The organism is Pseudomonas sp. (genome assembly GCF_030147005.1).
In the GTDB taxonomy this organism is placed as follows: Bacteria; Pseudomonadota; Gammaproteobacteria; order Pseudomonadales; family Pseudomonadaceae; genus Aquipseudomonas.
In genome coordinates this window covers 50,283-65,465 of record NZ_JASLAW010000199.1, presented here as the reverse complement: position 1 = coordinate 65,465, position 15,183 = coordinate 50,283, and the positions used below count along the sequence as shown (strand labels likewise).

The following is a 15,183-nucleotide window of genomic DNA, read 5'->3' as shown; positions in this document are numbered from 1 at the left end:
GTCAGACCAAGGCTGACCGCACATTTCGATTGCGCTGATGCTATCAGAGACGCAGGCGTCCGCCACGACTGCGTGCGGCGCCCAAACCATGAGGCAGCAGGCTGGAGCGGGTGTGGGCGTGGCAAATGGCAATGGCCAGGGCGTCGGACGCGTCGATCTGGGGTTTGGAGGTGAGCTTGAGCATGTGCATGACCATCATCTGCACCTGTTCTTTATTTGCGCCCCCGGTGCCGACCACGGCCTGTTTGACCTGGGTCGCGGTGTATTCGGCGATTTCCATGCCCTCCTCCGCCCCCGCCACAATGGCCGCGCCACGGGCCTGGCCGAGCTTCAGCGCCGAGTCGGCATTCTTGGCCATAAACACTTTTTCGATGCCCATGGTAACCGGCCCGTAAGTCTGGATGACTTCGCGCACGCCGCGATAGACGATCTGCAGGCGTTCGGCCAACTCCCCCGCGCCGGTGCGGATGCAGCCCGAGGCGACATAGACGCAGCCACGCGGGGTGTGCTGCACCACGCCAAAACCGGTGATGCGCGAACCGGGGTCGATACCTAGGATTAAAGTCATAACGCCTGCGGGTTAGTGGGAACACACATAACCCCTTTTGAAGCGGGCTTGCTCGCGAAGGCGGAGTGTCAATCACTGAGTAGATTGACTGATACACCGCCTTCGCGAGCAAGCCCGCTCCCACAGGGGGGTCTTCGTTGTACTAAGAAAGTTGCTCTGCTACAGATTCCGGAATATCGGCGTTCGAATACACGTTCTGCACATCGTCCAGGTCTTCGAGCATATCCAGCAGCTTCAACACCTTCTGCGCACCGTCCAGGTCCAATTCGGCGCTGGTGGTCGGCAGCATCACAATTTCCGCATCCGTGCCCTTGAAACCTGCGGCCTCCAGGGCGTTGCGCACCGCGTAGAAGCTGGCGAACGAGGTAAACACGTCGATGGAGCCATCTTCGTTGGTGACCACGTCGTCGGCATCCGCCTCCATCGCGGCTTCCATTAACGCGTCTTCATCCGTGCCCGGCGCAAAGGTAATCTGGCCCTTGCGCTCGAACAGGTAGGCCACCGAACCGTCGGTCCCCAGGTTGCCGCCGCACTTGCTGAACGCATGGCGAACCGCTGCTGCGGTACGGTTGCGGTTATCGGTCATGCATTCGACCATCACCGCAACGCCACCTGGGCCGTAGCCTTCATAGGTCAACTCGACCATGTCGTCGGTGTCGGCGGCGCCGGCACCACGGGCCACGGCGCGGTCGATGATGTCACGGCTCATGTTGGCGCCGAGCGCCTTGTCCAGCGCCAGGCGCAGACGCGGGTTGGAGCCAGGGTCGCCGCCACCCTGACGGGCGGCGACGGTCAGCTCGCGGATCCACTTGGTGAAGATCTTGCCTTTCTTGGCATCCTGACGCTCTTTGCGGTGCTTGATGTTCGCCCACTTGGAATGGCCAGCCATAACACAACTCCGAAATTCTGTAGAAACCGTATCAATCCCGCTGGGCGGGATTTCCCTCTTTTAAACGCAAAGACGCATCCGAAGATGCGCCTTTTTGACTGCGTACTGCCTTATCGCGCTTTCACGCCGCAGCCTTACTCAGCCTTCGGCGTCTCGCGCAGGCGAATGTGCAATTCGCGCAGTGCCTTGGCATCCACCACACCCGGTGCCTGGGTCATGACGTCCGCGGCGCTCTGGGTTTTCGGGAACGCAATCACTTCACGGATCGACTGGGCGCCGGTCATCAGCATCACCAGACGGTCCAGGCCGAAGGCCAGGCCACCGTGCGGCGGCGCACCGTATTTGAGCGCGTCGAGCAGGAAGCCGAACTTCTCTTCCTGTTCCGCTTCGTTGATGCCCAGCAGGCGGAACACCGCTTGCTGCATCTCTTTGCGGTGAATACGGATCGAACCGCCACCCAACTCAGTGCCGTTGAGCACCATGTCGTAGGCACGGGAAAGCGCGCCGGCCGGGTTGGCTTCCAGCTCGGCTGGAGAGCACTTCGGCGCGGTGAACGGGTGGTGCAAGGCGCTGAAGCTGCCGTCGTCGTTCTCTTCGAACATCGGGAAGTCGACAACCCACATCGGCGCCCATTCGCAGGTCAGCAGGCTCAGGTCGTGACCGAGCTTGATGCGCAGCGCGCCCAGGGCTTCGCTGACGATCTTGGCTTTGTCGGCACCGAAGAACACGATGTCGCCATCAACCGCACCGACGCGATCGAGGATCGTGTTCAGGTTGGCTTCCGGGATGTTTTTCACGATCGGCGATTGCAGGCCGTCAACACCGTTGGCGCGCTCGTTGACCTTGATGTAGGCCAGGCCTTTGGCACCGTAGATGCCGACGAACTTGGTGTAATCGTCGATCTGCTTGCGCGGCATGCTCGCGCCGCCAGGCACACGCAGAGCAGCGATGCGGCATTTGGGGTCGTTGGCCGGGCCGCTGAACACCTTGAAGTCGACGTCTTTGAGTTGGTCTGCCACGTCGACCAGTTCCAACGGGTTGCGCAGGTCCGGCTTGTCGGAACCGTAGCGACGCATGGCCTCTTCGAAGGTCATGTGCGGGAATTCGCCGAACTCCAGGTCCAGCACTTCCTTGAACAGGTTGCGGATCATTTGTTCGGTGAGGCCCATGATCTCTTTTTCATCGAGGAAGCTGGTCTCGATGTCGATCTGGGTGAATTCAGGCTGGCGATCAGCACGCAGGTCTTCGTCACGGAAACACTTGGCGATCTGGTAGTAACGGTCGAAGCCGGCCACCATCAGCAGTTGCTTGAACAATTGCGGCGATTGCGGCAGCGCGAAGAACGAACCGGGGTGGGTACGGCTCGGTACCAGGTAGTCGCGCGCGCCTTCCGGAGTGGCCCGGGTGAGGATCGGCGTTTCGACGTCGAGGAAGCCGTTCTCGTCGAGGAAGCGGCGGATGCTGGTGGTCATGCGTGAACGCAGACGCAGCTTCTCGGCCATTTCCGGGCGACGCAGGTCCAGGAAGCGATAGCGCAGGCGGGTTTCCTCGCCAACGTCGGAATATTCGTTGAGTGGGAACGGCGGGGTTTCCGACTCGTTCAGCACTTCCAGCTCGTAGCCCAGCACTTCAATACCGCCGGAGGCCATGTTCTTGTTCACGGCACCGGCCGGACGCAGGCGCACCTTGCCGGTGATCTTCACGACGTATTCGCTGCGCACGCGGTCGGCGGCGGCGAAGCTCTCGGCACGGTCCGGATCGAACACCACCTGGGCCAGGCCGTCACGATCACGGATATCGAGGAAGATCACCCCGCCGTGGTCGCGGCGACGGTGAACCCATCCGCAAAGGGTGATTTCCTGACCTTCCAGGGCCTCGTTCAGTTGGCCGCAATAGTGGCTGCGCATCATGGTAGTGTTTTCACTTCTCGTAATTCGAAATTCGGTGGCAGGCCTGCCTCGTCACCGTACATTAAAGCAGGGGACGGATAATGCGGGAGCCTGCGCGTAGAGTTCAACTCAGTCTGCTTTGTCGCCGCCCGCCAGATTCTTCTTGGCGCCGGTCTTGAAATCGGTCTCGTACCAGCCGCTGCCGCTCAGGCGGAAGCCCGGCATGGACAACATTTTTTTCAACTCAGGTGCCTGGCAGGCAGGGCAATCGACCAACGGCGCGGCGCTGATCTTCTGAATGGCTTCCAACTGATGACCACAGGAAGCGCATTGATAGTCGTACATGGGCATGGAGATGTCTCGGCGATCAGATCGTTACTGCGCCACGCCCTGCCGTTTTGCATAAAGCCCGGCATGCGCAGCAAAGCGCGGGATTATATCTGGTAAATCGAGGCAGCGCAGCCGGCTTTCTGCCCAAGGCCCGGCCCGCCAGAAGGAAGAGCCGGGCCTTGGAGCCCTCCTATCACATTGGCCCACACGCGCCGAGGCGACCTTTCAACAGGTGAACGACGCACACCACGCGCACCAGCCCGCTGAAGTTCTTCACACCGCCATAACGCAAATGCACTTCCCGGTCGACGTAGGACAACAGCGCACTGACCGAGCAGGTATTGATCCTGGCTATTTCCGTCAGGATATTCCAGTAGATCTGTTCAAGCCGCAGGCACGTGGAAAACCCGTTGAGCCGCACCGACCGCGATAATGGTTTGGCGAGCCCCATGTCGAACCCTTTCGCAAAGGGGTCGACCTTTATCTTGTGAAAACCAGAGGTTTCCACGCCCTTACCCAATCCACATGACATACACGTGACACTCCCTTGCCAAACAGCAGTCCATGGGTTTCTCCCATTGGACGGTAAGCCTATAAAACAGCAGGAAGCGACGAGCAGCCAGAAGACGGGGGAGTTGGGCGTCGTAGGACAACGCCAGCAAACACAGGGAAACAAGTGAGCGGCGCCATGGAGACGCCACCCGAGTTCGACGGTTACTGGTTTTCGAGCAGCGAGCGCAGCATCCACGCGGTTTTTTCGTGCACTTGCATACGCTGGGTCAACAGGTCTGCCGTCGGCTCATCGCTGACCTTGTCGAGCAGCGGGAAAATGCCCCGCGCGGTGCGGGTTACGGCCTCCTGACCAGCTACCAATTGCTTGATCATCTCTTCAGCGCTCGGCACACCCTCTTCTTCCTTGATCGAAGACAGACGGGCGTAGATCGAGTAGGCACCCGGTGCCGGAAAGCCCAGGGCACGGATACGCTCGGCAATGGAATCCACCGCCAGCGCCAGCTCGTTGTACTGCTCTTCGAACATCAAGTGCAGCGTACGAAACATGGGGCCCGTGACGTTCCAATGGAAGTTGTGGGTCTTCAGGTACAGTACATAGGTATCGGACAGCAGCCGTGAAAGCCCGTCGACGATGGATTTACGGTCTTCTTCACTGATACCAATATCGATTGCCATGTTTTTTCCCCTTCAATTAATGAGCATTCATTGATCAGGTGCAGGACCACTCTAGCAAGAGTGCAGGCCGCGTGCAGCCCGGCACAGCCAAGCGACGTGCGGCAAATCGCCCCGCACCGCTTGCGAGGCAGCGGCCGGCGAGCCGGTTGCCGAGTAGGAAAAAACGCTCGGAAGGCCGCTGAAATTACCTGCACCCGTCTAGGACAAGCCTCCGACGCGAAAATGCCGCCAAGATTGCAATACCCTGAAATGCTTGATTTGAGTAGGCACAGCCTTTGCTGTTAAATAGGCGGCGTGTGGCTGCCGTTCATTTCTGCGGCACGTCACATAGGCTGATACCCGCGCACGTGCTCAACGCCTCCCATTGTTCAGAAGCGAACCGTGCCAGTCAGCTCTTCCTTGTGATCCGTCTTAACGTGAGTTAATCAAAATGTTGAAAATCGTCCACCTGCTAACGGGCGTTGCAGCTTTGCTGCTGTCCTTTATCCCGAGCCTGCAGCCTGAAAGCCTGCCCTACCTGCAACAATACGACGCTCTATACCTGGCCTTGTTCGGCCTTCTCAACCTGACACTTGCACCGGTAATCCCTTACTGGAACAAAGGCACGCGTCATCAACTGCAAAACCTGGTCAGCGCGCTGCTGGTGCTGACCGTAGTCGTTCAAACCCTTACCCTGCTGGCGCCCATGCCTGAAGTCGGTGGCCACCCGGCCATCCTGCTCAGCCTGGTGATTGCTATGGTTGCCATCGTTCTTCACTTGGCCATCAGCTTCTACCGCTCATCCCCTGCGGCCGCGTCGCAAAACTATGACATGACCAACCGGGATACCGGGACCGTCAAGTGGTTCAACACCTCCAAAGGCTTCGGCTTTATTTCGCGCGATTCGGGCGACGATATCTTCGTCCACTTCCGCGCTATCCGTGGTGAAGGCCACCGCGTACTGGTCGAAGGCCAGCGCGTGGAGTTCTCGGTGATGAACCGCGACAAAGGCCTGCAAGCTGAAGATGTAATCGCTGCTCTGCCGCGTCGCTGATTCCAGCCTGCGCTGCAAAAAAAAACCGCGATCCGGTGTTGGCTGGATCGCGGTTTTTTATTGCGCATTCATTCAATAGTGCGGCGGCGGTGCTTCTTCTTCCGAGGTTTCGAACTGGCCGCCCATCTCTTCCTGACGCTTGAGCAACGCGATCATCTGCAATTGCAGGCGCTCCACCGCTTGCTGCTGAGCGATCAGAATGTCATTGAGGGTTTCGATGGTGTCGTCCTGGAAAGCCAGACGGCTTTCCAGATCGGTGACGCGATCTTGCAGGTCCACGGTTCAGTCCTGAGTAAAAATGAAATCGGCAGGCAGTAATTCACGCAATCGGGCGCGGATCGCCGCCACCTGCTCTGCACTGTAAGGACGGGCCGCATGCTTGCCCCACACCGGCGCCGGCCAGGCCGCGTCGTCGCGCTTGCGCACGATGACGTGCACGTGCAGTTGGCTGACGACGTTGCCCAGCGCGCCGATGTTCATCTTATCGGCGCTCAGGCCTTCGTTCAGCAACTGTGCGAGGCGCGTCGTTTCCTGCCACAACGTCTGTTGCTCGGCGACATCCAGCTGAAACACTTCGCTGATACCGTTAATACGCGGCACCAGAATGAACCAGGGGTAATTCGAATCATTGGACAGCAGCAGGCGACAGAGCGGGAAGTCCCCAATGGCCAATGTGTCTTGTTGCAGGCGTTGATCTAAAGCGAACACGTGGGCACTCCGTTCGACAGGGCAATTACAGGCGCCCAGCATAACGCCGAATGCTCAAGGCTTCACGGCGAATGCGCAAGCGCCCGGAGCCAAACGGGTCGCCTCTACGCACCCTTTCGAGGCAGTCGGCTCGGTGAACCACGCTAACTCGGGCTTTGACGGGATGCACCAAAATGACCCACCTATGCTTCAAAGGGAGCCGGCCGTTACCCACCGGGCAGGGTCAATCGGTAACGTTTTGCCCGGTTGCCGGTTTTGTGAACCGCCGCACGGAGGTAACACCTCAACGTCAAACCGGAACCAAACGACCTAAAACCCCCGTGCTTATGCGGTTTTTACATTGCCGTAACGTTTTTCACGAAAAAATGACATTCGATTAGCGCTTTGTGCACGCTTGTTGCATTCACCTCAATATCGTCGGCAACGACACCTGGTTGGAAGCCAGGGTTTCGCGATAGGAAACAGTAGCGTTTCAATGTGTATCAGGGATGGATTCAAACTTTTAAACAGTCTGAAAAGAGCATTGAAGTTGTCAGCCCGTTTACCGACTGGCTGTGATTTGCGACACGGAGCTTGCAATTTACGACAGCCTCGTAAAGAAGCTGAAAGGATAGTTGGGTAAGTATCGTCAATAGAGTCAGCGTGAGATAACTTTGCGCCGACACAATAAAGAAAGAGCCGCCCAGATAAAAATACAGGTGGGACGGCAGTACTCTTCTAAAACCAAAGGAGCAAATCACGATGCGCGTGATGAAGTGGAGCATGATCGCCCTGGCTGTTTCGGCAGCAGGCACCTCGCAGTTCGCAACGGCGTCCGCCCAAAGCGATTCCAAAGGCTTTGTTGAAGACAGCACTTTCAGCATCAACACCCGGGCTCTGTACTTCAGCCGCGACTTCCGTAACAACCCGTCGGGCCCAGGCTCCAAGAGCCGTGCCGAAGAAACCGGCCTGGGCTTCAATGCCTTGTACGAATCGGGCTTCACCCAAGGCACCATTGGTGTCGGTGTTGACGTGATCGGCCTGATGGGCCTCAAGCTCGACAGCGGCAAGGGTCGCGCGGGTACCGGTCTGTTCCCTACCGGCTCCGACGGTCGTTCGCAGGATGAGTACTCCAAAGGCGGCGGCGCGGTTAAATTCCGTATCTCCAACACCGTCCTGAAAGTCGGTGACCAATACACCACCGCCCCTGTGTTTGCTTCCGACGACAGCCGCCTGCTGCCGGAACTGCCACAAGGTATATCGATCACCAGCAACGAAATCAAAGGCCTGAAGCTTGAAGGCGGTCACTTCACTTCAAGCGTCGCGCAGAGCCAGACCTACCACGACAGCCTGGGCCTGACGAAGACCGACTTTGTCGGCGGCGTCTATGCCTTCACACCGGAAGTCACCGGCAGCCTGTACTACGCGAAGACCGAAGATTACTTCCGCAAGTACTACAGCAACCTGAACTGGACCCACGCACTGAGCGATGATCAGTCGTTCGCGCTGGACTTCAACATCTACGACACCAAAAGCGACGGCGCCGGCCTGCAGCGCGCAGAGAAAGATGGCGTAACCAAGCTCGACAACCGCGCATTCAGCTTGCAGGGCGCGTACACCATCGGCGCTCACACCTTCACCCTGGCCGCCCAGAAGGTGACCGGTGACGGCGACTACGGCTACGGCGTAGATGGCGGCGGCACAGTGTTCCTGGCCAACTCCGTCGCCCGTTCCGACTTCAACGCCGAAGGCGAGAAGTCGTATCAGGCGCGTTACGACATCAACATGGCAACCTTCGGCATTCCTGGCCTGAGCTTCATGACGCGTTACGTAACCGGTAGCGGCGCCAACACGGCCACCACCAGCAACGGTAAAGAGTGGGAACGCGACATCGAAGCCAAGTACGTGATTCAGAGCGGCCCGGCTAAAAACCTCAGCCTGCGTCTGCGTCAAGCGACCTATCGTTCCGGGGATGGCGTTTACTACGGTTCGCCTTCGATCGACGAACTGCGTCTGATCGCGAACTACCCGCTGAACATCCTGTAATTGCGCAAGCCGTTACAACGATGACTTAAGGTTTCGACCTTGAATAAAAAGCCGCTCCCCTGTTTACAAGGGAGCGGCTTTTTTATTGCAGTTATATTTCACCGGTAAAGTAACTAGCAAGCTAAGTAACTATATTCACGCATGATATATAACCGTCGCGTTCAACCTGACCTTTCGGCCAACTTAAACGCGACACTGCTTTATCACTTCGTCGGGGCTTCCTGCATCACGCGAATAACGCGCTGCGGGAACGGAATATCAATGCCCGCCGCTTTCAAACGGTCGCGCGCCAGTTCATTAAGCATAAACACAACATCCCAATAATCCGGCGTATTGGTCCAGCAACGCAGGGAAACGGTGATAGAGCTATCACCCAGGGTCGATACCACTGCGACGGGCGCCGGATCGGCCAGCACGCGCGGGTCTTTGGCCAGTTCCAGCAACACTTCACGGGCTTTCTGCAGGTCCGCCTCGTAGTCCACGCCCACATCAAACACTACCTTGCGGGTCGGCTGGCGGTTGGTGTTGGTGATGATGCCGTTGGACAGGATGCCGTTGGGTACGATCACCGTCTTGTTGTCGCCGGTTCGCAGCACTGTGTGGAAAATCTGGATACTGTCGACGGTACCCGAGGTGCCCTGGGCTTCAATCCAGTCACCGATGCGGAACGGACGGAACAACAGAATCAGCACGCCGCCGGCGAAGTTGGCCAGGCTGCCTTGCAAGGCCAGGCCGATAGCCAGGGTCGCGGCACCGATAGCGGCGACGAACGAGGTGGTCGCCACACCGATCATTGAGGCCACGCTGACAATCAGCATGACTTTGAGCGCTATGTTCGCAAGGCTGGTGATGAAGTGTTGCAGCGCCAGGTCGGCGTTGCGCAGGGCCAGTAAGCGCCCTACTCGGTGGGTAAAGACGTTGATCAGCCACCAGCCGATGGCCAGGGTGATAACGGCCAGCAGTACCCGGCTGCCGTATTCCATGATCATCGGGATCCAGGACTGGGAGGTCTTGATCAAGTGATCCACTTCTGCGTTTAAATCCATGTAGCTTCTCCTGTCTTCGCGGATATGCGGCTTGATTGACTGCCTGAAAACGCAATTGAGCCCCGTAGGGCTCAATTGTAGGCGCCGATTCTGGGCCGTGGGACGTCAAAAACGTCCTCGGGTTCCCCAAACTGCCATCAGTCGCGGAAGTTATTGAACTGCAGCGGCATGTCGAAAGTCTTGGCGCGCAGGGCCGCGATGGCCTCTTGCAGGTCGTCGCGCTTCTTGCCGGTAACGCGAACCTGTTCGCCCTGGATGGCGGCCTGGACCTTCAATTTGGCATCCTTGATATGCGCGACGATCTTCTTCGCCAGTTCCTTGTCGATGCCTTCCTTGAGCACGGCTTCCTGCTTCATCAGCTTGCCGGAAGCGTAGGCGTCCTTGACTTCAAGGCACTGCACGTCGATCTTGCGCTTGACCAGGGCCAGCTTGAGGATTTCGATCATTGCTTCGAGCTGGAAATCGGCCTCAGCGGTCAGGTTGACGGTCAGTTCCTTTTCCTTGAATTCGAAGCTGCCCTTGCCTTTCAAGTCATAGCGACGGTCCAGTTCCTTGACGGCGTTCTCGACGGCGTTGGTGACTTCGTGTTTGTCCAGTTCAGATACCACGTCGAACGAAGGCATGTGATTTCTCCAATATAAGGGGCGGGCTCAGTGGAGATGGAGCGCGCCCGAGCTAAAATGCCGGGGCATTATAGCGGTTCTTTCACCGCGTTCACCGCTGGCGACCCTACGGAGCACACACTGATGTCGACCACCTGGCATATTCTCGGCGCCGGTAGCCTGGGCACCCTCTGGGCCACGCGGCTGGCGCGCGCAGGCGTGCCGGTGCGGCTGATCCTGCGTGATCAAGCGCGCCTGGCCAGCTACGCGTCGGGCCAGGGGCTGACCCTGGTTGAACAAGGCATTGCGCACACCTACCGGGTCATCGGCGAAATACCCGACAGCCCGGAACCGATTCATCGCCTGCTGGTGGCGTGCAAAGCCTACGATGCCCAACATGCTGTCGCACAGGTGCAACATCGCCTGGCGCCGGACGCGGAGCTGATCCTGCTGCAAAACGGCCTCGGCAGCCAGGACGCGGTGGCGGCCCAGTTGCCACAGGCGCGTTGCATTTTTGCCTCCAGTACCGAAGGCGCGTTTCGCGACGGCGAATGGCGCGTGGTATTTGCCGGCCATGGCTACACCTGGCTGGGGGATGCGGCGCGCCCTACCGCGCCGCTGTGGCTGGATGATTTGCAGGCGGCCGCCATTCCGCATGAATGGAGTACCGATATCCTCACCCGCCTGTGGCGCAAGCTGGCGCTCAATTGCGCGATCAATCCCCTGACCGTGCTCTACCAATGCCGCAACGGCGGTCTGCAGGCCCATCAATGTGAAGTCGCAACCTTGTGCGCTGAGTTGACCCAATTGCTGGAGTGCTGCGGCCAGCCCGCGGCTGCGCAGGATTTGCACAGTGAAGTGCAACGGGTGATCCAGGCCACCGCGGCCAACTACTCTTCCATGTACCAGGACGTGGCCAACGCACGGCGTACCGAAATCAGCTACCTGCTGGGCTACGCCTGCCGGGCCGCCGCCCGCCATCAACAAGTGCTGCCGCATCTGCAGCAGCTGCAAGTGCGCTTGGTGGAGTACTTGGTTGCACGCCGATTGCCCAGCGACTGAGGCACGCGCTACCCTGCCCTTATGTCTATCGCCTGCGAAAAACCTGATGCCACTGCGCCAGCGTCTTGAAAACTTACCGGTAGGGCAGAAACTGCTGGCCGCCCTGCTGGTGCTGCTGACCACCGTGTTGCTGGTGGCCAACCTGACTTTTATCAGCGCCGCCTACTGGATCTCCCAGGAAAGCATGGCGCCCCAGGCGTTGCAGGCCATCGGTCGGCTGGTGTCCAACCCGGCACTTGCCGCCGAAGCGCTTCAATCTCCCGCCCAGGCCAACGCGCTGCTCAATGAGCTGACCAGCTATTCACCGTTGCGCGCCGCCGCCCTGTACGACGGCGAAGGCAATCGCCTGGCGCAAATGCAACACGGAGACCGCCTGCACCTGCCCGACAACTACCGGCATATCGAGGCCTGGCGTCTCACTGAATTTCGCAGCAACCAGGTCATCACCCTGCCCCGCGCCGGCCAACCTTCAGGGCATTTGCTGCTGGTGGCCAGCAGTGAGCTACCGGTAGCGTTCTACACCGGCACCCTGACCGCGAGCCTGGGCATCCTGATTTTCAGCGTGTTGCTGTGGCTGGTCATTGCGCGGCAGATCAAACGCCTGATCACGCGGCCCATTTATGAACTTGAAGAACTCTCGCGCCAGGTGACTCGCGAAGAGAACTACGCCCTGCGCGCGGGCCCCGGCAACCATGATGAAATCGGCAGCCTGGCGGAAGCGTTCAACACCATGCTGTCGCGCATCGAGGCCCGGGAGCAGCAGCTCAAACGCGCACGGGATGACTCCCAGGCCGCCTACGACCAGGCCCAGGGCTTGGCCGAAGAAACCCGCCATACCAACCGCAAGCTGGAACTGGAAGTGCAGGTGCGCAGCAAGATCGAGAAAAAGCTCACCGGCTTTCAGAATTACCTGAACAGCATTATCGACTCGATGCCTTCGGCGCTGATCGCCCTGGACGAACAGCTCTACGTCACCCAGTGGAACCAGGAAGCCACTGCGCTTTCCGGCACGCGTCTGGATGAAGCCCTCAACCAGCCGATTTTCCTTGCGTTCCAACCGCTCAAACCGTACTTGCCGCAAATCAAGGCCACCGTGGAACAGCACACGGTGGAGCGGATCGAGCGGGTGACCTGGGTCAAGGATGACGAGCCAAAGCATTACGCCCTGACGTTCTACCCGTTGATGGGCGGCGCCGGGCGCGGTGTGGTAATCCGCATCGACGACATCACCCAGCGCCTGTCCCTTGAAGAGATGATGGTGCAATCGGAAAAAATGCTCTCGGTCGGCGGCCTGGCTGCCGGCATGGCCCATGAAATCAACAACCCGCTGGGCGCGATCCTGCACAACGTGCAGAACATCCGGCGGCGCCTGTCACCCGACCTGCCCAAGAACCTGGAGCACGCCGAACAGGCGGGTATCGAACTGGACTTGGTCAATCGTTACCTGCAAGGCCGCGAAGTCCCGCAGTTGCTGGACGGGATTCAACAGGCCGGGGCGCGCGCAGCGAAAATCGTCACGCATATGCTCAGTTTCAGCCGGCGCAGCAACCGGCAAATGGCCCCCTGTGACTTGCCGGCCTTGATCGACCAAGCGGTGGAGATCGCCGGTAATGATTTCGACCTCGCCATCGGTTTTGACTTCAAGGGCCAGGCGATCACCCGCCAGTTCGATCCGCAACTGGGCCCGGTGCCCGGCACAGCCAACGAATTGGAGCAGGTGTTGCTCAACCTGCTGAAAAACGCCGCCCAAGCAATTCACCTGCGTGAAGACGACAGCGAACCGGGGCGAATCATCCTTCGCACCCGTCTCAACCCGCCCTGGGCCGAGATCCAGGTGGAAGACAATGGCATCGGCATGAGCGAAAACGTGCGCAAACGCACCTTCGAGCCGTTCTTCACCACCAAGGAAATAGGCCAGGGCACCGGGCTTGGGCTGTCGGTGTCGTATTTCATCATCACCAATAACCATAAGGGCCAGATGGAAGTGCACTCAACCCTGGGCCAAGGTACGTGTTTCACCTTGCGCCTGCCGTTGGCCGGCAGCCAATTGTCCCCCGCAGAACTCACCCAACTGGAGCAATGACCATGGGCTTTCGCCTGTCGAAGATCTACACGCGCACCGGCGACCAGGGCGAAACCGGCCTCGGCGACGGCCGGCGCGTGCCCAAGGACCATCCACGGGTGGAAGCCATCGGCGAGGTGGATACGCTGAACAGCCAGTTGGGGCTGCTGCTGGCCAACCTTGAAGAACAGAGCGGCAAGCATCCCCAATTGAACGATGTCATCGAGGTGCTCACGCCTTGCCAGCATCGATTGTTCGATCTGGGCGGTGAGCTGGCCATGCCGGTGTACAAAGCGTTGAATGCAGCGGAAGTGGATCGGCTGGAAGCGGCGATTGACCGTTGGAACGAAGAAGTCGGGCCACTGGAGAATTTCATCCTGCCCGGCGGCTCAGCGTTGATCGCCCAGGCGCATGTGTGCCGCAGCCTGGCGCGCAGTGCCGAACGCCGCTGTCAGCATTTGAATGCGGTCGAGCCCTTGGAGGGGGTGGGGTTGGCGTATATCAATCGATTGTCGGATTTGCTGTTTGTAGCGGCCAGGGTGATTGCCAGGCGCCAAGGGATTGCCGAGGTTTTGTGGCAGGCGGCGGCCAAGCCACACTGAATACTGTGGTGTTTGATCGGGCCCTTTCGCGAGCAATCCCGCTCCTACATTTGGGCCACATTCCATGTTGGAACGCGGTCGAATGTGGGAGCGGGCTTGCTCGCGAAGAGGCCATTCAGGACACCCTCAAACCTCAGGCCAGAACGCTCTGATACCCGCCACGCCCTGAGCCCCAGCCTCCCAGGCCTTCTCTCGCTCTGCCGGCCCGACCCCACCCAGCAGAAACACCGGCTTGCTGAACCCACGGATCAGCTCAGCCGCCTGTTCCCAACCCAACGGCTGAGCATCGGGATGGGTCTGAGTCGGCTGAACCGGAGACAGCGTGACAAAATCCACGTCCATCATTTCCGCCAGCGCCAGCTCTTCAGCAGTGTGGCAAGAAGCCGCCAGCCACCGATCCTTCGGCAGTGGTCGCCCCTTGCTCGCGTATTTACGCAACTGCGCCGAGGTCATATGCCAGCCCGCGGCGGGGAAATCCCCCAGCCATTCGAACGGCCCCTTGATCATCAGTTGCGCCTTGCCGGCACACAAGCCAACCGCGTCCACCGCCAGGTCCCGATATTTCGGGTCATAGCCGTTGGGCGCGCGCAGCTGAACCAGCTTGATGCCACCGGCGATTGCCTTCTGGATGCCGCGCAACAGCGTCGGGGTTTCCAGCTCGCCAGGGGTGATCAGGTACTCGGCGGGCAGGCGCGCGGCGGCGACGATCGGCGCATTCGCCGCGGGGAACGCATAGTTCACCAGGTCCCGTGGCGTCACCCATTCCAGCGGCTGCCCTTCAACACCATGGGGCTCGCCGGTAAAGGCCGAGATTTCCCAGACATCCAGCAACACCTGCTTGTCCGGATAGTCATGCTGCACCTGGATCAACGGCCGCGCCGTGGTGACCTGGATGCCCAGCTCTTCCTGCAATTCGCGGGACAAGGCCGTAGCGACTGACTCGCCAGCCTCCACCTTGCCGCCGGGAAATTCCCAGAGGCCACCTTGATGCTGAGTATCGGCGCGGCGTGCCAGCAGGATTCTGCCATCGACACCGCGAATCACCGCTGCTGCTACATGCACTCGTTTCACCGCCACTGCTTCCTCTCGTTATAGCCCTTACAGAAGTGAGCTTGCTCGCGAAGAACGTCAACGATAACGCGTACATCCTGGATAAACGCGGTGGCGTTGAGTTTTTCG

Annotated in this window: 16 protein-coding genes; 5 read left to right on the top strand and 11 right to left on the bottom strand. The window is 59.4% G+C overall.

The window, feature by feature from the left end:
* Positions 1 to 43 precede the first annotated feature (43 nt).
* From ruvC to Q1V60_RS18410, 6 genes are all read right to left on the bottom strand, one after another.
* Positions 44 to 568 carry a crossover junction endodeoxyribonuclease RuvC gene (ruvC, locus tag Q1V60_RS18435; RefSeq protein ID WP_057723842.1) on the bottom strand — a complete coding sequence of 175 codons (525 nt, stop codon included), beginning with the start codon at positions 566 to 568 and terminating at the stop codon, positions 44 to 46.
* A gap of 142 nt (positions 569 to 710) precedes the next feature.
* The gene (locus Q1V60_RS18430; protein ID WP_300633209.1) at positions 711 to 1,457 is read right to left on the bottom strand and encodes a YebC/PmpR family DNA-binding transcriptional regulator; all 747 of its coding nucleotides are present in this window, start codon (positions 1,455 to 1,457) and stop codon (positions 711 to 713) included.
* Between the two features lie 134 nt (positions 1,458 to 1,591).
* Positions 1,592 to 3,367, bottom strand: a complete 1,776-nt coding sequence (aspS, locus tag Q1V60_RS18425; RefSeq protein WP_300633207.1) for an aspartate--tRNA ligase — start codon at positions 3,365 to 3,367, stop codon at positions 1,592 to 1,594.
* 108 nt (positions 3,368 to 3,475) lie between these two features.
* Complete coding sequence (locus tag Q1V60_RS18420; RefSeq protein WP_003193872.1) at positions 3,476 to 3,697, bottom strand: zinc ribbon domain-containing protein; 222 nt, start codon at positions 3,695 to 3,697, stop codon at positions 3,476 to 3,478.
* Positions 3,698 to 3,869: 172 nt separating this feature from the next.
* A complete protein-coding gene (locus tag Q1V60_RS18415) occupies positions 3,870 to 4,208 on the bottom strand; it encodes a ribbon-helix-helix domain-containing protein (protein ID WP_300633204.1) in 339 nt (112 codons plus the stop codon).
* Positions 4,209 to 4,390: 182 nt separating this feature from the next.
* A complete protein-coding gene (locus tag Q1V60_RS18410; RefSeq protein ID WP_003193874.1) occupies positions 4,391 to 4,864 on the bottom strand; it encodes a Dps family protein in 474 nt (157 codons plus the stop codon).
* A 430-nt stretch (positions 4,865 to 5,294) separates the two neighbouring features.
* On the opposite strand from Q1V60_RS18410, the gene Q1V60_RS18405 reads away from it, so the two are divergent.
* Positions 5,295 to 5,897 (top strand): cold-shock protein, encoded by a 603-nt coding sequence (locus Q1V60_RS18405; protein ID WP_300633201.1) that lies wholly within the window; start codon positions 5,295 to 5,297, stop codon positions 5,895 to 5,897.
* A gap of 72 nt (positions 5,898 to 5,969) precedes the next feature.
* Here the strand turns inward: Q1V60_RS18405 and Q1V60_RS18400 are convergent, their stop codons facing one another.
* Both Q1V60_RS18400 and Q1V60_RS18395 read right to left on the bottom strand, forming a co-directional pair.
* Positions 5,970 to 6,176, bottom strand: coding sequence for a SlyX family protein (locus Q1V60_RS18400; RefSeq protein ID WP_300633199.1), 207 nt, complete (start codon positions 6,174 to 6,176; stop codon positions 5,970 to 5,972).
* Between the two features lie 3 nt (positions 6,177 to 6,179).
* Positions 6,180 to 6,605: an HIT domain-containing protein gene (locus tag Q1V60_RS18395; protein ID WP_300633197.1), complete on the bottom strand. Its 426-nt coding sequence runs from the start codon at positions 6,603 to 6,605 to the stop codon at positions 6,180 to 6,182.
* 741 nt (positions 6,606 to 7,346) lie between these two features.
* Here Q1V60_RS18395 and Q1V60_RS18390 point away from each other — a divergent pair.
* Positions 7,347 to 8,630, top strand: a complete 1,284-nt coding sequence (locus Q1V60_RS18390; RefSeq protein WP_300633196.1) for an OprD family porin — start codon at positions 7,347 to 7,349, stop codon at positions 8,628 to 8,630.
* A gap of 203 nt (positions 8,631 to 8,833) precedes the next feature.
* Here Q1V60_RS18390 and Q1V60_RS18385 read toward each other — a convergent pair whose 3' ends face one another.
* Together Q1V60_RS18385 and Q1V60_RS18380 are read right to left on the bottom strand one after the other, a co-directional pair.
* Entirely contained in the window at positions 8,834 to 9,676 is an 843-nt protein-coding gene (locus Q1V60_RS18385) for a mechanosensitive ion channel family protein (protein WP_300633195.1), read from the bottom strand.
* A gap of 137 nt (positions 9,677 to 9,813) precedes the next feature.
* Positions 9,814 to 10,299, bottom strand: coding sequence for a YajQ family cyclic di-GMP-binding protein (locus Q1V60_RS18380; RefSeq protein ID WP_003193880.1), 486 nt, complete (start codon positions 10,297 to 10,299; stop codon positions 9,814 to 9,816).
* 123 nt (positions 10,300 to 10,422) lie between these two features.
* Here Q1V60_RS18380 and Q1V60_RS18375 point away from each other — a divergent pair, with 123 nt between their 5' ends.
* Genes Q1V60_RS18375 through Q1V60_RS18365 form a run of 3 tightly spaced genes read left to right on the top strand, consistent with a single transcriptional unit; the run spans position 10,423 to position 14,004 of the window.
* Positions 10,423 to 11,340, top strand: coding sequence for a putative 2-dehydropantoate 2-reductase (locus tag Q1V60_RS18375; protein WP_300633192.1), 918 nt, complete (start codon positions 10,423 to 10,425; stop codon positions 11,338 to 11,340).
* Positions 11,341 to 11,386: 46 nt separating this feature from the next.
* Positions 11,387 to 13,423 carry an ATP-binding protein gene (locus tag Q1V60_RS18370; protein WP_300633190.1) on the top strand — a complete coding sequence of 679 codons (2,037 nt, stop codon included), beginning with the start codon at positions 11,387 to 11,389 and terminating at the stop codon, positions 13,421 to 13,423.
* A 2-nt stretch (positions 13,424 to 13,425) separates the two neighbouring features.
* Positions 13,426 to 14,004: a cob(I)yrinic acid a,c-diamide adenosyltransferase gene (locus tag Q1V60_RS18365; protein ID WP_300633188.1), complete on the top strand. Its 579-nt coding sequence runs from the start codon at positions 13,426 to 13,428 to the stop codon at positions 14,002 to 14,004.
* 126 nt (positions 14,005 to 14,130) lie between these two features.
* Here the strand turns inward: Q1V60_RS18365 and Q1V60_RS18360 are convergent, their stop codons facing one another.
* The gene (locus Q1V60_RS18360) at positions 14,131 to 15,075 is read right to left on the bottom strand and encodes a Nudix family hydrolase (protein WP_300633258.1); all 945 of its coding nucleotides are present in this window, start codon (positions 15,073 to 15,075) and stop codon (positions 14,131 to 14,133) included.
* Positions 15,076 to 15,183: the final 108 nt, after the last annotated feature.

Bases quoted from the DNA above. Each gene is read 5' to 3' on its own strand.
- ruvC (WP_057723842.1), bottom strand. From the start codon at position 568: ATGACTTTAATCCTAGGTATCGACCCCGGTTCGCGCATCACCGGTTTT.
- Q1V60_RS18430 (WP_300633209.1), bottom strand. From the start codon at position 1,457: ATGGCTGGCCATTCCAAGTGGGCGAACATCAAGCACCGCAAAGAGCGT.
- aspS (WP_300633207.1), bottom strand. From the start codon at position 3,367: ATGATGCGCAGCCACTATTGCGGCCAACTGAACGAGGCCCTGGAAGGT.
- Q1V60_RS18420 (WP_003193872.1), bottom strand. From the start codon at position 3,697: ATGCCCATGTACGACTATCAATGCGCTTCCTGTGGTCATCAGTTGGAA.
- Q1V60_RS18415 (WP_300633204.1), bottom strand. From the start codon at position 4,208: ATGTCATGTGGATTGGGTAAGGGCGTGGAAACCTCTGGTTTTCACAAG.
- Q1V60_RS18410 (WP_003193874.1), bottom strand. From the start codon at position 4,864: ATGGCAATCGATATTGGTATCAGTGAAGAAGACCGTAAATCCATCGTC.
- Q1V60_RS18405 (WP_300633201.1), top strand. From the start codon at position 5,295: ATGTTGAAAATCGTCCACCTGCTAACGGGCGTTGCAGCTTTGCTGCTG.
- Q1V60_RS18390 (WP_300633196.1), top strand. From the start codon at position 7,347: ATGCGCGTGATGAAGTGGAGCATGATCGCCCTGGCTGTTTCGGCAGCA.
- Q1V60_RS18385 (WP_300633195.1), bottom strand. From the start codon at position 9,676: ATGGATTTAAACGCAGAAGTGGATCACTTGATCAAGACCTCCCAGTCC.
- Q1V60_RS18380 (WP_003193880.1), bottom strand. From the start codon at position 10,299: ATGCCTTCGTTCGACGTGGTATCTGAACTGGACAAACACGAAGTCACC.
- Q1V60_RS18375 (WP_300633192.1), top strand. From the start codon at position 10,423: ATGTCGACCACCTGGCATATTCTCGGCGCCGGTAGCCTGGGCACCCTC.
- Q1V60_RS18370 (WP_300633190.1), top strand. From the start codon at position 11,387: ATGCCACTGCGCCAGCGTCTTGAAAACTTACCGGTAGGGCAGAAACTG.
- Q1V60_RS18365 (WP_300633188.1), top strand. From the start codon at position 13,426: ATGGGCTTTCGCCTGTCGAAGATCTACACGCGCACCGGCGACCAGGGC.